Origin of the sequence: Novosphingobium rhizovicinum (genome assembly GCF_040813635.1) — a bacterium.
GTDB lineage: Bacteria > Pseudomonadota > Alphaproteobacteria > Sphingomonadales > Sphingomonadaceae > Novosphingobium > Novosphingobium rhizovicinum.
This window is the reverse complement of the sequence record NZ_JBFNXR010000050.1, coordinates 117,592-131,383: the sequence shown is the minus strand read 5'-3', so window position 1 is coordinate 131,383 and position 13,792 is coordinate 117,592. Positions and strand designations below refer to the sequence as shown.

Annotated in this window: 10 protein-coding genes; 2 read left to right on the top strand and 8 right to left on the bottom strand. The window is 62.6% G+C overall.

The genetic code is table 11. The annotated features are described in order from the left end of the window. The first annotated feature begins 1 nt into the window (after nucleotide 1). Entirely contained in the window at nucleotides 2-1,024 is a 1,023-nt protein-coding gene (locus ABUH87_RS13245) for an ATPase, T2SS/T4P/T4SS family (RefSeq protein WP_419956700.1), read from the top strand. On the opposite strand, the gene ABUH87_RS13240 is transcribed toward ABUH87_RS13245, so the two are convergent. The 8 genes from ABUH87_RS13240 to ABUH87_RS13205 form a co-directional block, all read right to left on the bottom strand. Beyond that, the gene (locus ABUH87_RS13240; RefSeq protein ID WP_367774388.1) at nucleotides 1,013-2,515 is read right to left on the bottom strand and encodes a Ppx/GppA phosphatase family protein; all 1,503 of its coding nucleotides are present in this window, start codon (nucleotides 2,513-2,515) and stop codon (nucleotides 1,013-1,015) included. The genes ABUH87_RS13245 and ABUH87_RS13240 overlap by 12 nt on opposite strands. A 49-nt stretch (nucleotides 2,516-2,564) precedes the next feature. Next, nucleotides 2,565-4,733: an RNA degradosome polyphosphate kinase gene (locus ABUH87_RS13235; protein ID WP_367774384.1), complete on the bottom strand. Its 2,169-nt coding sequence runs from the start codon at nucleotides 4,731-4,733 to the stop codon at nucleotides 2,565-2,567. A gap of 119 nt (nucleotides 4,734-4,852) precedes the next feature. After that, nucleotides 4,853-4,990 carry a DUF2474 domain-containing protein gene (locus ABUH87_RS13230; protein ID WP_367774382.1) on the bottom strand — a complete coding sequence of 46 codons (138 nt, stop codon included), beginning with the start codon at nucleotides 4,988-4,990 and terminating at the stop codon, nucleotides 4,853-4,855. Then, nucleotides 4,990-5,997: a cytochrome d ubiquinol oxidase subunit II gene (cydB, locus tag ABUH87_RS13225; RefSeq protein ID WP_367774380.1), complete on the bottom strand. Its 1,008-nt coding sequence runs from the start codon at nucleotides 5,995-5,997 to the stop codon at nucleotides 4,990-4,992. The genes ABUH87_RS13230 and cydB overlap by 1 nt, the downstream gene beginning before the upstream one ends. 4 nt (nucleotides 5,998-6,001) lie before the next feature. After that, nucleotides 6,002-7,435, bottom strand: coding sequence for a cytochrome ubiquinol oxidase subunit I (locus tag ABUH87_RS13220; protein WP_367774379.1), 1,434 nt, complete (start codon nucleotides 7,433-7,435; stop codon nucleotides 6,002-6,004). A gap of 168 nt (nucleotides 7,436-7,603) precedes the next feature. Beyond that, nucleotides 7,604-9,025, bottom strand: a complete 1,422-nt coding sequence (locus ABUH87_RS13215; protein WP_367774378.1) for an aldehyde dehydrogenase family protein — start codon at nucleotides 9,023-9,025, stop codon at nucleotides 7,604-7,606. A 159-nt stretch (nucleotides 9,026-9,184) separates the two neighbouring features. Further along, the gene (locus ABUH87_RS13210; RefSeq protein ID WP_367774377.1) at nucleotides 9,185-10,963 is read right to left on the bottom strand and encodes a thiamine pyrophosphate-binding protein; all 1,779 of its coding nucleotides are present in this window, start codon (nucleotides 10,961-10,963) and stop codon (nucleotides 9,185-9,187) included. A 190-nt stretch (nucleotides 10,964-11,153) separates the two neighbouring features. Next, a complete protein-coding gene (locus tag ABUH87_RS13205; protein ID WP_367774376.1) occupies nucleotides 11,154-12,341 on the bottom strand; it encodes a CaiB/BaiF CoA transferase family protein in 1,188 nt (395 codons plus the stop codon). Nucleotides 12,342-12,503: 162 nt separating this feature from the next. Here ABUH87_RS13205 and ABUH87_RS13200 point away from each other — a divergent pair, with 162 nt between their 5' ends. Next, complete coding sequence (locus ABUH87_RS13200) at nucleotides 12,504-13,670, top strand: acyl-CoA dehydrogenase family protein (RefSeq protein WP_367774374.1); 1,167 nt, start codon at nucleotides 12,504-12,506, stop codon at nucleotides 13,668-13,670. Nucleotides 13,671-13,792 lie beyond the last annotated feature (122 nt).

Sequence of the window (13,792 nt, the reverse complement as noted above, 5' to 3'; positions counted from 1 at the left end):
TGTGAGCGCTGATGTACATAGTTTGCCCGCACGTCCCGTTGCTGACCCGGTGAGCGCGGCGCGAAGCGTCTACCTTGAGGCTTATCTTGCGCCGCTGCGACCGTGGCTGAACCGTGAGACGGTAACCGAGATCCTCGTCAATCGTCCTGGCGAGGTCTGGATCGAGGATGCCGAGCACGGCGGCATGCAGCGCGTGGAAGTGCCTGCGATGGACAACCAGCTGCTCCAGCGCCTTGCAGAGCAGGTGGCGCGGATCAGCCATCAGGGCATCAATCGCGAGCATCCGCTTCTTTCCGCGACGTTGCCTGCACTTGCAGGTCAGAGCGGTGCCCGCATCCAGCTGGTCGGTCCGCCCGCCACGCGTGCGAACTGGGCAATGGCAATCCGCCGCCATCGGCTGCTGGAACTGCCGCTGGACGCCTATGATCGCGGCCCCATCGCCCTTGCTCCTGAAGCCCCCGCGCCCGATCCCATGGCCGCGCCCATCGCTTTTTTGCGCGATGCGATCCGTCGTAAGCGCACGATCCTTATTTCTGGCGGTACATCGACGGGAAAAACGACGTTCCTCAACGCGATGCTCAGCGAAATACCGGAGCATGAGCGCGTCGTCCTTGTCGAGGACACTGCCGAGCTGCGGCTTCCCGGTGCGAACGGTGTCGGGCTTATCGCGGTCAAGGGTGAACTGGGAGAGGCGAAGGTGGCGGCGAACGATCTGCTACAGGCTGCGCTGCGCTTGCGCCCGGATCGTATCGTACTGGGCGAGCTGCGCGGTAGTGAAACGGTCAGCTTTCTGCGCGCGATCAATACGGGCCATCCGGGATCTTTCTCGACCGTGCACGCCAACAACCCGCGCGGTGCTCTGGAACAGATCGCGCTGATGAGCATGCAGACGGGCATCGGCCTGACGCGTAGCGAGACTCTCGAGTATGCAGCGTCAGTCATCGATATCGTCGTTCAGCTTGACCGCCGCGAGGGGAAGCGTGGCATATCGGTTATCGCCGAGAGCAAGAGTTTACTGCACTGAACTTGCCTGGAGGTCGGAATTGCGGCCATCGACGACGAGTTTCACCTTCCACTCGTACCCCAGCCATTCGGAGAGGCGGCGCAAGTCCTTGCCGATAGCGTTGCTGTAAAGCGCCTGTACCGGCTCATCGAGGGACAGAACCATCTCCTGCCCCTCAAGACGGAGGGACGTGCGAGCCAGACCCTCATTGGCGCATCCCGTCAGGCGGCGGCAAAGGCGCACTGCAAGGCCCCAACCGATAGCGGCATGCAGATCCTCTTGTGAGGCGAGGCGAGAGAAGGCGGCAGGTACCTCGATGAGCCCGGAATTGGCGAAGACCGTCATCGCCATCATGGCCCGGCCTCGGGCGCTGAGGCCAATCCAGCGTTTGCGCAGGGCCCAGCCCATCGCCTCTTCGGCGCGCATGTTGGGCTCGGTCCGCATGGCGGCGAGCGCCAGCATGGTCGAGGCGAGGCGCAGGTTGCCGTCCGCGGCAGCGTCGGCACAGACGCCCCCGGTCCAGTCGGCGACGGCCTCTGCGTGGCCAGGAGCCACCTGCGCGCCGCGCGCAAACGCGGTGATGCCCGCGAGCATCGGATCCTCGGCTTTTGTTTTCGCGTCGAGCCGTGAGAATACGAGCCCCTCGCGCAGGCCCCAGGACGAGAATACGATCCGGGAGGGAGCGATCTGCTCCAGGAGCTCCCCCAGCAGTGCAGCCGCGTCGGGAAGGCTGGCGAGACGCGAGGCCGTGATACGCGGATCTGCCTTCTCCGGCTTTGTCATCTGGAACTGACGGCACAGGCGCAGGGCTGTCTCAGGCGAGAGTTCGAAGTCATGCGGATCGTCCAGAGGCCAATCGATCTCGTGCATCGCCTGCAGTGCCAACGCTCGCCAGGAGCCGCCCACGATGTAGAGCGGTTCTCCGGCTCCACCTGACCAGCCGGCGCGTCCAAGTCCCTCGCGTACACTTGCGGAGAATGCCGCTGGACCGCTTGCACGCAGATCGCCCAGGCGCAGCGTGCCATACGGTAAGGTGATGCCGCCCCGGCAGACTTCTCCGTCAATGGAGACGAGTTCGAGGCTTCCGCCGCCCAGGTCACCAACTGTCCCCTTGGCTCCGGGGAAGGCCGCGACCACGCCCGTGGCGCTGGCTCGCGCTTCCTCCTCGCCCGAGAGCAGCCGCGGCGAGAGCCCTAGGTTGCGAACGGCAGCAAGAAATTCCGGCCCGTTCTTCGCATCGCGGCTGGCTGCAGTCGCAACGCACTCCACGTTCGTAACCTTCAGCAGGTCGAGCATGGCGGCAAAGCGGGCCAGAGCGGAAAGTGCGGTGTGCATCGCCTTCTCGGAAATGAGTCCGCTTCTCCCCACCTCTTTTCCGAGCTTCGCGCTGACTTTCTCGTTCAAGATGACGACGGGCGCGCGAGGAGGGCCGTTATAGACGACGAGGCGCACCGTGTTCGAGCCAATGTCGATGATGGCGCGCTTTTCGTCCGATGGGGTAGTCCCGCTCATGGTCGTTCAGCGAATCCTGTAGCCTGCGGTTCCCGAAGGCGCGCTCATGTCAGATGTTGCCGCGTCGAAGCGAGAGCTTGGGTACTTTTCTTCCACTGGTCAGTGAGGCACCGCGCCCCGACAGTGACGGGTTTATCATGAAGTAGCGGTGCAGGTTGAAGGGATTCTCGCACTCGCCCACACGCTCGTAGCCGCCGTCGCTGTTCAGTATCCAGCTCTGTTCGGTGTCCAGAAGGTTGGCCAGCATCACTTGGCCGAGGACCTGATCGTGTACCGTGCGGTTCCGGATGGGCAACAAGAGCTCTACCCGGCGGTCGAGATTGCGGCTCATCCCGTCGGCGGAGGTGATGAATATCCGGGCCCTCCGGCTGGGCAGGTCTTTGCCATTGGCGAAGGCCCAGATGCGACCATGCTCCAGAAAGCGGCCGATGATCGACTTCACGGTGATGTGCTCGGAAAGTCCGGAAATCCCGGGGCGAAGGCAGCAAATGCCGCGGATCACCAGCACGATCTCCACGCCTGCTTGACTTGCAGCATAGAGCCTGTCGATCAGGTCCGGATCGGTCAGCGAGTTCATCTTCGCCCAGATCGCCGCCGGCTTTCCCTCCCTGGCGTTCGCAATCTCGGCATCGATGCAGTTGTACAAAGTGGTGCGCAGGTTGATGGGCGAGATCGAGAGCAGATCGGTCTTCTTCGGCTCCACATAGCCTGTGATGAAGTTGAACAGGCGGCCTACGTCACGGCCCGCAGCGGGATCCGCAGTGAAGTACGACAAGTCGGTGTAGATGCGCGCGGTGATCGGATGGTAGTTGCCGGTTCCGAAGTGGCAATAGGTGCGATTGCCTTCTCCTTCACGGCGCACCACCATTGAAACCTTGGCGTGCGTCTTCCAATCGACAAAGCCGTAGATGACCTGGACGCCGGCGCGCTCCAGCTGACTGGCCCAGAGCAGGTTCTGCTCTTCGTCGAAGCGGGCCTTGAGTTCGACAACCGCCGTCACCGACTTCCCAGCTTCGGCTGCCGCAATTAGTGCACTGACGACGGCCGACTGCTTGCCGGCGCGGTAAAGGGTCTGCTTGATCGCGATCACGTCGGGATCGCGCGCCGCCTGCCTGAGGAAGTCGATCACCACCTCGAAACTTTCGTAGGGGTGCTGGATCACGATGTCCTTTTCGCGGATGGCGGCGAAGCAGTCGCCATCATGCTCAAGGATCCGCTCGGGATAGCGAGGGGAGTACGGCTCGAACTTGAGCTCGGGACGGTCCTCCTCAACGAGCGCAGCCAGTCCCGCCATCCCGATGAGACCACCGGTCTTGATGATCAGCGCCCGGTCCAGGCCAAGTTGCGCCCGCAGCAGTTCTTCGGCGACAGGATCGAACCTCCCCTGAAGTTGCAGGACGATCACCATGCCGCGCCGACGCCGCTGGATGGCGGTGCGGTAATAGCGCACCAGATCCTCGGCATCCTCCTCGATCTCGATGTCGCTGTCGCGCAGAACACGGAACACGCCGTGTCCGTTCACTTTAAAGCCGGGGAAGATATGCTCGACATGCCGGCAAATCAGATCCTCTACCGACATGTAGATCGCCTCTGGGCCGGGGACCCGCACGAAGCGGGGCAGGGCCTGTGGGATCAGGATCATCTCCATGACCGGGCTGCCGTCCACGACGCGGTTTAGCGAAAAGAGAATGCCAATGCCGTTGCTGGCCACGAATGGGAATGGGTGAGCCGGGTCGATCGCTTGCGGTGTGATCACTGGCATGATGTGCTCAAGGAAGTATTCCTTCAGCCAGCGTTCGCCTTGGACGCCGATACGTTCGTCGCCGATGACGCGAATGCCGCAGCCCACCAGTTCTGTCTTGAGATTCGCCCAGGTCTGCTGCTGCAGCGCCTCGATTTTCAGCACTTCGTCGTGCACGGCGGCGAGCTGCTGGCTCGGTGTCATGCCATCGATCGAGATCTCCTCAATCTGACGGCGGATCTGGCCTGCGAGGCCAGCCACGCGCACGGTCATGAACTCGTCGAGATTGCTGCCGGAGATGGATAGGAACCGCAGCCGCTCGAGCAGTGGGTAGCGCTGGTTCTCCGCCTCCGCCAAGACGCGCTCGTTGAACGCGAGCCAGCTCAGTTCACGGTTGAAGTAACGCGAAGACGAGGCGGCGAGGTCACCACCGTCGGGTTCGGAAAAGGGCGTCGCCGTCTCTCTCGTCTCGAGCATGTCAGTCCGATGTAATGCGCAGATGTGCGCTTATCGAGTGACAAACGCTTGCCGTCAAAAATGCTGCGCCCTTGTCACAATTATGGCCTGATGGGTCGCAGACGCCGAGATGCCTGCGGTTAAACCTTGAGCCAGATGCGGATCACCCAGGCTACCACGCTGAGGACAGCCACGCTGGCGCACCAGATCGCAAGCAGCCAGGCCAGCCGCTTCCATAGTGGCGCTTCGTTCGCATCGCCGGCCTTGCCGCGCCGCATCAGTGATAGCCTTCGTGACCGACCTTGCCGCGAAACACCCAGTAAGCCCAGCCGGTGTAGGCAATAATCAGCGGCATCGTCAGCCCCACGCCGATAAGCATGAAGACTTGGCTGCGTTCGGGCGCGGCTGCGTCCCAGATCGTCACGGTATCAGGAACGACATAAGGGAACATGCTGACGCCGAGGCCCGCCATGCCGATGAGGAAGATGCCCAGCGAGAGCCAGAAAGGCGCTGCCTCTTTCTTTTTGGCCAGCGAGCGGAAGAGCAGGAAGATGATGATTGCCGAGAGAAGAGGCACTTGGCTGGCGAAATAGATGCCGGGCGCCTCGAACCAGCGCCGCCAGTACTCCGTGTCGAGCATCGGCGTGTAGAGGCTGACGGCTACGAGCACTATCACTGTCGCAATGGCAGAGACAAAGGCGAGGCGGTAGGCCTTGTCCTGAGGTTCGCTGTCGAGCTTCCAGATCAGCCAGGTCGCTCCGAGCAGCGCATATCCGAAGACCACACCGAGCCCGGTCAGCAGCGTGTAAGGTGTGAGCCAATCCCACCACGAGCCGGCATAGGCGCGATCCGAGATGGTGATCCCCTGCAGGATTGCCCCCAAGGTCATGCCTTGAGTCAGGGCTGCCACAAGGGAACCGCCGCAGAAAGCGGCGTCCCAGAATGCGCGGTGGCGCCGGTCGCGCCAACGGAACTCGAAAGCGACCCCGCGAAACACAAGGCCAAGCAGCATGGCGATGATCAGCGGGTACGTCGCCGGCAGGATGATGGCATAAGCCAGCGGGAATGCGGCAAACAGCCCACCGCCACCCAGCACCAGCCATGTCTCGTTACCATCCCACACGGGTGCGATGGCGTTCATCGCGCGATCTCGTCCGTGCCCGACTTGGAAGAACGGGAAGAGAATGCCGATGCCAAGATCGAAGCCATCCATCACCACGTAGGCGAACACGGCAAAGGCAATGATGAAGGCCCAGATTGTCGTCAGGTCGAAGTTGACCGCCATCGCTCTACTCCTCCCGAGGCGGCATCGAACGGCCGCCGGGATTTTGTGTCGGTCCCGGAGTTATGCCGGCCGTACGGATGGGCGCGTCCATCTCGCCCTCAATCCCCGTTTCGTGAGGATGAGGCGTCTTGCTCATCAAGCGCAGGATGTACCACGTACCTACAGAGAAGCAGGCTGTGTAAACGAGCACGAACGCCAGGAGGGACGCGCCGACAGCCGGCGCTCCGAGCGGCGAGACGGCGTCCTCAGTGCGCAGCAGGCCGTAAACGACCCAGGGCTGGCGTCCGACCTCCGTCGTCACCCATCCTGCAATGACCGCGACGAAGCCGGAAGGACCCATGACGAGCGCGGCGCGATGCAGCCAGCGCCAGTCGTAGAGCTTGCCCTTGAAGCGGGCGATCAGGCTCCACAAACCAATCGCCAGCATCGCGAACCCGAGTGCCACCATGATCCGGAATGACCAGAATACCACTGCGACCGGCGGCTGATCTTCGCGAGCGATTGTGTCCAGGCCGTCGAGTGGCGCGTTGAGGTCATGCTTCAGGATCAGTGACGAGGCTTTGGGGATTTCAAGAGCGTGCCGAACGGTCTGCGCATCCTGGTCCGGAATGCCGAAGAGGATCAGCGGGGCACCCTCTGGATGGCTCTGGAAGTGGCCTTCCATCGCCATGACCTTGGCCGGTTGATGTTCCAACGTGTTGAGGCCGTGCAGGTCCCCGAGGAAGATCTGAACCGGCGCCACGAGCGCAGCCATCCACATCGCCATCGAGAACATCTTGCGGGCATGGGGATTGTCGCGGTTCTTCAGCAGGTGCCAGGCCCCCACGGCTCCGACCACGAACGCAGTTGTGAGATAGGCCGCAGTGACCGTGTGAACCAGTCGGTAGGGGAAGCTCGGGTTGAATATGATCTCCGCCCAGCTGGGGCCAGGCAGGAACTGGCCGTTCGCCCCCATTTCATGCCCGACGGGTGTCTGCATCCACGAGTTGACCGACAGAATCCAGAATGCGGACACGAACGTTCCGGCCGCGACCATGCAAGTCGCGGTAAAGTGGAGCTTTCGCCCGACCTTCTCCATGCCGAACAGCATGACGCCCAGGAATCCCGCCTCAAGGAAGAAGGCTGTCAGGACCTCGTAGGCCATGAGCGGCCCGATGACTGGTCCCGCTCTGTCGGAGAACACGGCCCAGTTGGTACCGAACTGGTAGGACATGACGATGCCCGACACGACACCCATAGCGAAGGCGATGGCGAAGATCTTCACCCAGAAGCGAAACATGTCGAGGTAAAGAGCTTTGCCTGTCTTCAGCCAGAGCCCCTCGAGCACGGCCAGGTAGCTGGCAAGCCCGATCGAGAACGCAGGGAAGATGAAGTGGAAGCTTACCGTGAAGGCAAACTGCAGGCGAGCGAGCAACAGGGCGTCAGCGGCCTCAAACATGCAGGGGTTCTAGCCCGAGTCGTTGCCGCTGGCCAGCGCAACAGCATCACGCTGAGTTGAGCGAGACGCAACTAAGATCCCGAGAATGCGAAAGGCCCGGCCACTTCGAAAAGTAACCGGGCCCAGAGTTCTTCGCGCGAGACGTTACTCGCTCATTCGCGCCATGCGTCAGGCGGGGTTCCAACCCACGATCGACTTGACCTCAAGGTACTCGTGGAAGCCGTATTCTCCCCATTCACGGCCGTTGCCCGACCGCTTGTAGCCGCCGAACGGCGCATGGAAATCGAAGCCGCCGTTCACCCAGATGGCGCCGGTGCGCATCTTCTTGGCCACTGCGCGACATGCTTCGAGGTCGGTGCCGCTTACGTACCCGCCCAGACCAAAGTTGGAATCATTGGCGATGGCCACGGCATGATCGACGTCATCGTATCCGATGATCACGAGAACAGGGCCGAAGATCTCCTCACGCGCAATGACCATGTCATTGGTGCCGATGAAGACGGTGGGCTTCACATACCAGCCCTTGTCCAGCCCCTCGGGACGTCCGGGGCCGCCGGCGATCAGTTCGGCGCCTTCCTTGATGCCGATCTCGATATAGCGCTGGATATCGTTGTACTGGCTCTTCGAGACGACCGGGCCCATGGCCACGTTGCCGGTCGGGTCACCGACGCTGACGCCATTGGCGGCCTCTGCAGCGACCTTCCTGACCTCATCCATCCGCGAGGAGGGCACCAGCAGGCGTGATCCGGCGGAGCAGGTCTGGCCCGAGTTGCCCATCATGCCGGCGGTCGCCGCCGCTACGTTGGCGGCCATCGTGTCATCGTCCAGAACGATCCAGGCGCTCTTGCCGCCCAGTTCCAGCCCCACGCGCTTGACCGTCTCGGCCGCGTCCTTCTGGATCTGCACGCCGACCGCTTCGGAGCCGGTGAAGGAGATCATGTCGATGTCCTCGTGCTTGGAGAGCGCCGTGCCGATCTCGCTGCCCTTGCCCTGGATCATGTTGAACACACCTGCGGGCGCGCCCGCGGCGTGGATGATCTCTGCGAGGATCTGCGCCGAATACGGGGCAAGCTGCGGCGGCTTGAGGATCATGGTGCAGCCGGCTGCCAATGCCGGGAAGATCTTCACGCAGGTCTGGTTCATCGGCCAGTTCCACGGAGTGATCATGCCGCAGACGCCGATCGGCTCCTTGCGGATCATGGTGACGCCGCGCTGCTCCTCGAACTTGAACTCCCTGAGCACTTCTATTGCCGTGCTGAGGTGCCCTTTCCCAAGCAGAGTGTGGAAGCCGCAGGCGAGCGAGCGGGGCGCGCCCATCTCGACCATGATGGCCTCGCCGAGCTCCTCCTCGCGCTTGAGATACTCGGCCTGAATCGCCTCAAGCAGATCAAGACGCTCCTTGGCGCTGCTTTCCCCGAAGGTGGCGAAGGCGCGGCGCGCTGCCGCGACCGCCTTGTCGACATCGCTGGCAGAGCCGAGCGAGATCGTACCGGAAACTTCCTCGGTGGCCGGATTGATGACTTCGGCCGTCCGCGGCTCGCTGGGATCAATCCATTGGCCGTCGATATAGAACTGGGTGTAGTTGCGCATGACCTCTCTCTCCAAACGCGAAGCCCCTCCCGGGAGGGGAGGGGTTGGGGAGGGGGTCCGGTGCGAGAAGCGGGAAACCCTCCCCGCTGTGACTCGGCTTGCCTAGGGCTTGCCAAATCTAGTGCCCCTCTCCCGCAAAGGGAAAGGGGTCGTGTGGTCTTACTGCGTGCCTTCGGCGTACCAGGTGCGGAATTCGGAGTAGTTGGGCATTTCCTCCGAGTTTGCCTTGGGGTCGATCGGCACGTGGATCACGGTCACGCCGCCACGCTCGTAAGCGCGCTTGATGGCGGGACCCATATCCTCTGCTTTCGTAATGAATTCACCGGCGGCGCCAAATCCCTCGGCGATCTTGTCGAAGCGTACCTTGTCCGACCAGTGCGTGCCGGTCTCGCTGGTACCATGTCCGAAGGTGCGCTTGTACACACCGACTTCAAGACCCCACTGGAAGTCCACGCCGACCACACAGACCAGCGGCAGGTTCTCCCGAACCGCGACTTCCAGCTCCCCGATGTGGAACAGGAAAGAAGAGTCCGAGGTGAGCAGCATGCCGGGGCGGGACTGGCCACTCTGGGCCCGGTCCGCCAGCATGGCGCCGGTGGCGTAGGGCAGGCCGGTCCCGATGTGACCGTAGTTCTGGTTCCAGATCACATCATGCGGCTTGCACTGCGAGTAGGTCCACTGGAACACGACCGTCGCGCCGCCATCGCGGATCATGATGCCGTCGGCCGGGAATGCCTTGGTGGCTTCCGACACGAACTGGCTGGTGTGCATCAGGCTCTCGGTGCCATCGGGCTTGGAAGCGGCATCTTCTGCCACTTCGACAAGCTGTGCAGCCTCGCGCTGGATGTACGCGGAGAGCTTCTCGTTTGCCTTGCGGCCACCGAGTTCCTTCAGGGCGCGCGAGAGCTGTGGGACCACACCGCGAACGTCACCGACCAGCGGCACGTCGATCGGACGGTTGACGCCGATGGCGGTCGCGTCCTGCTGAACGTAGATCCACTTGCGATTGGCCTCATTGTCGATCCAGTGGCGCCAGCGACCGTAGTGCGAAGGCTCCCCCAGTTCCGTTGCGAGGGCGACGCAGCAGTCGCTCTCGACCACGGCGTCGATCGACACTTCCGAGAATCCGTAAGGGAACGTGCGGTCCTCAAGGCCCTCGATGAAGCTGGTGCCGCCCGAAGTCTGGATCACCGGGCACTGCATCAGGTCGGCCAGCTCCTTGACGGCTGCGCCCGCCTTGCTGGTGTGGACGCCGTGACCGACCAGCAGGATCGGGTTCTTGGCTTCCATGATGATCTTCGCCGCCTCGGCGATCCGATCGCCGTCCGCGCCGGCATTGACCAAGCGGTAGCGGCTGGGCGGCAGGATCGGCGTGTTGGGCACTTCCTCGAGGATCACGTGTGCAGGATATTCGATGTACGCCGGCCCCGGGGTGCCCGACATGCAGACGCGAATGGCCTCGCGGACGATCTCGTCCACCTGGTCGGCATATTCGATCGAGCTGGAGAACTTGACCGAGTCCTCGATCATCGGCTCCTGGCGGACGAACTGAATGCGGCCACGGCGCACACGGCGCTCGGTCACGCGAGCGCGCTGACCGCCGATGAAGATTACCGGATCGTTCTCGACCTTGGCGCACTGAACGGCGGGCATCGCATTCGCCATGCCCGGCCCGAGCGTGGCGATGCAGACTGCCGGCTTGCCGGTTATGCGTGCCGCAGCGGCAGCCATGTGGCCGGTAGCCGCTTCGTGGTGCGAGGAAACCACGGTCCAGCCGCGCTTCTCGGCTTCCAGGAAGAGGTGAACGAAGTTCGGATCAGGGATGCCGAACAGCGTCTTGATACCCTCCGCCTCGAACAGGTCGAGCATGCGCTTGTAGACGGGGACACCCCCGGAGTTCTGGGTCGGAGCCTCCGCCTGCGGCTGGTCATCGTACATCCTGGTACCTTTCGTCCTGTCGGTCTCTTGCAAAACTTACTTGGCGTCACCGCCCAAGCACAGTGCGCCGCACCGTGTCGAGCACCAGCCCGCCGTAGCATCCGGCAACACCTCTCCCGAGGCTCTGCTTGGAATCGCTGTTAGCCAACTGCGTCCAACCTGCCAAATGCAAATCAACAACGCTGTCTACTTAGCTGTTTTCGGCTCCTGCCATCGTGGCGGGGCTTTCTGCAAGCCCTGCCAGAACATCACCGTTGTTTTCGCCCAGGCGTGGCGCCGGTCCCCGGACATGCCCCGGCGTCTTCGAAAACCATGTCGGGACGCCCGGCATGCGGGTCGGCCCCTGCGGCGTGTCGATCTCTTCGAAGAAGCCGATGGCGTTGAGATGCTCGTTCGTGAACAACTCGTCCGTTGTGCGCAGGGGAGAGCAGGGGATGTGCAGCGCGCTCAAGGTGTCGAGCCATTCCTGAGTGGTGCGGGTGAGGAACGTCTCACCCAGTAATCCGTAGACCTCGCCGATCCGCTTGGCGCGCTGGGCCAGCGTCGAGAATTCCTCGCTTGCCCAAGGGGGCTGGACCGCCTGCATGAATGCATTCCAGTGCTTGTCGTTGTAGACGAGTGCCGCCACGTAACCGTCTTTCGTCCTGTAGGGACGGCGATTGCGCTCCACTGCCCGATGATAGTGTGCGGGAGTGGTTGGCGGTGAGAACATGGCGCCATTGGCGTGCTCGACCAGCATGAACGAGGACATGGCCTCGAACATGGTCACTTCCACTTCCTGCCCCTCCCCCGTGCGCTCACGATGGAACAGCGCCATCATCGTGGCGTAAAGCGCATGCAGGCCGGCGACCTTGTCGGCCATGATGGTCGCGACATATCCCGGTTCGCCGTTCATCAGCCCCTGAACGTAGGGGATGCCGCATTCCGCCTGGATGGTATCATCATAGGCGGGCTTGTCCGCCTCGGGCCCCCGTCGCGAGTAGCCGTAGCAATTGGTGTAGATGATGTCGGGACGAAGGGCGCGCACGGCTTCATAATCGAAGCCCAGCCGAGCGATCGCCTTGCCGCGCATGGAATGGATGAAGACGTCGGCAGTGGATACGAGCGCGCGCAGCGACGCACTGTCCTCTTCGCGTCGCAAGTCCAGCATCACGCTTTTCTTGCCGCGGTTCACGTTGACGTAGATGCCGCCCATGCCTTCTTCGGGGCCGGTCGTGATCCAGCGCGTGTTATCGCCTTCCGGCGGCTCCACCTTGATGACCTCGGCGCCCATGTCGGCCATGATCTGGGTGGCGTAGGGGCCGAATACGACGCTGGTAAGATCGACCACGCGAATCCCGGCGAGCGGTCCGTTCGGGCCAGATTGCAGTGCCGCCATTCTTGCCTCCCAAATTTGGCTGATGCAGCTCGTACTCTACGCCGATGCAAATTGCTATGCGTATTTCGGAACGGCGAACCGCTATCGGTACATTTCGGTTGTGCGGCTTTCAGTGGATTGCTACGCGGCGGAACAGCGAAGCTATGCAAACTAGGAGCCGTCGTGGACTTCTCGCTCACCCAGGATCAGCAAGACATCCGCGAAGCGGTGCTCAAGCACTGCTCACAGTTCAGTGACGAGTACTGGCTGGAGAAGGACCGTTCGGGTGAGTGGCCGTTCGAGTTTCACAAGGCGATGGCCGAAGCCGGCTGGCTGGGAGTGGCCATGCCTGAGGCAGTCGGCGGTGCCGGCCTTGGGATAACCGAAGCGGCGGTCATGGTCCAAGCAGTTGCCGAGAGCGGCGGCGGTATGGCGGCGGCCTCGACCATTCACGGTCCGGTGTTTGGACTGGAACCGGTCATTCTGTTTGGCACGCCCGAGCAGCAGCAGCGTATGATCCCGCCGATCCTCTCGGGCGAGGAGAAGATGTGCTTTGCGGTGACCGAGCCCAACACCGGTCTCGATACCACGAGCCTCAAGACTCGTGCCGAAAAGGTCGACGGCGGCTACAGGGTCAACGGCGAGAAGATCTGGATCACCAATGCGCATGTGGCCGACCGCATGCTGCTGATCGCACGCACTACGCCGCTCGAAGAGGTCAAGCGCAAGACCGACGGGTTGACGCTGTTCTACTGCAAGCTCGACCGCGAGAAGGTTGAGCATCGCCTGATCCCGAAGATGGGCCGCCACGCGGTCGGTTCGAACATGCTGTTCATCTCGGACCTGTTCATTCCGGAAGAGGACCGCATCGGTGAGGAAGGGCAGGGCTTCAAGATCCTGCTGCAGGGCCTCAACCCCGAGCGCGTCTTGCTGGGTGCCGAGGCCACGGGGCTGGGCCGCGTCGCGATCCAGAAGGCCGCGCGTTATGCCCGCGAGCGCGTGGTGTTCGGTCGTCCCATCGGGCAGAATCAAGGTATCCAGCACCCGCTGGCCAAGGCTTGGATGCAGGTCGAAGCGGCAAGCCTGATGGTGTTCAAGGCGGCCACCCTTTTCGATCAGGGCAAGGACTGCGGTGCAGAGGCGAACACGGCCAAGTTCCTGGCTGCCGAGGCCGGCTACGAGGCCTGCCAGACTGCGGTGATGTCGATGGGGGGCATGGGCTATGCTCAGGAATATCACGTCGAGCGTTACCTGCGCGAAGTGATGATACCCCGCATCGCACCTGTCAGTCCCCACCAGATCATGAACTACATCGCCGAACGGGTGCTCGAGCTGCCTAAGTCCTACTAGGGACCGAAAACGTCTAAGCGCGAAATCATCGTCGTGACTTGACCCGCGAGGGCGCGCCGTCGAAGCGTGCCCCGTTTGGACGCGTGATCCCGGTGCCTGCCGGGAAGACGAGGGAGGATACA

Bases quoted from the DNA above. Each gene is read 5' to 3' on its own strand.
- ABUH87_RS13240 (WP_367774388.1), bottom strand. From the start codon at position 2,515: ATGAGCGGGACTACCCCATCGGACGAAAAGCGCGCCATCATCGACATT.
- ABUH87_RS13235 (WP_367774384.1), bottom strand. From the start codon at position 4,733: ATGCTCGAGACGAGAGAGACGGCGACGCCCTTTTCCGAACCCGACGGT.
- ABUH87_RS13230 (WP_367774382.1), bottom strand. From the start codon at position 4,990: ATGCGGCGCGGCAAGGCCGGCGATGCGAACGAAGCGCCACTATGGAAG.
- cydB (WP_367774380.1), bottom strand. From the start codon at position 5,997: ATGGCGGTCAACTTCGACCTGACGACAATCTGGGCCTTCATCATTGCC.
- ABUH87_RS13220 (WP_367774379.1), bottom strand. From the start codon at position 7,435: ATGTTTGAGGCCGCTGACGCCCTGTTGCTCGCTCGCCTGCAGTTTGCC.
- ABUH87_RS13215 (WP_367774378.1), bottom strand. From the start codon at position 9,025: ATGCGCAACTACACCCAGTTCTATATCGACGGCCAATGGATTGATCCC.
- ABUH87_RS13210 (WP_367774377.1), bottom strand. From the start codon at position 10,963: ATGTACGATGACCAGCCGCAGGCGGAGGCTCCGACCCAGAACTCCGGG.
- ABUH87_RS13205 (WP_367774376.1), bottom strand. From the start codon at position 12,341: ATGGCGGCACTGCAATCTGGCCCGAACGGACCGCTCGCCGGGATTCGC.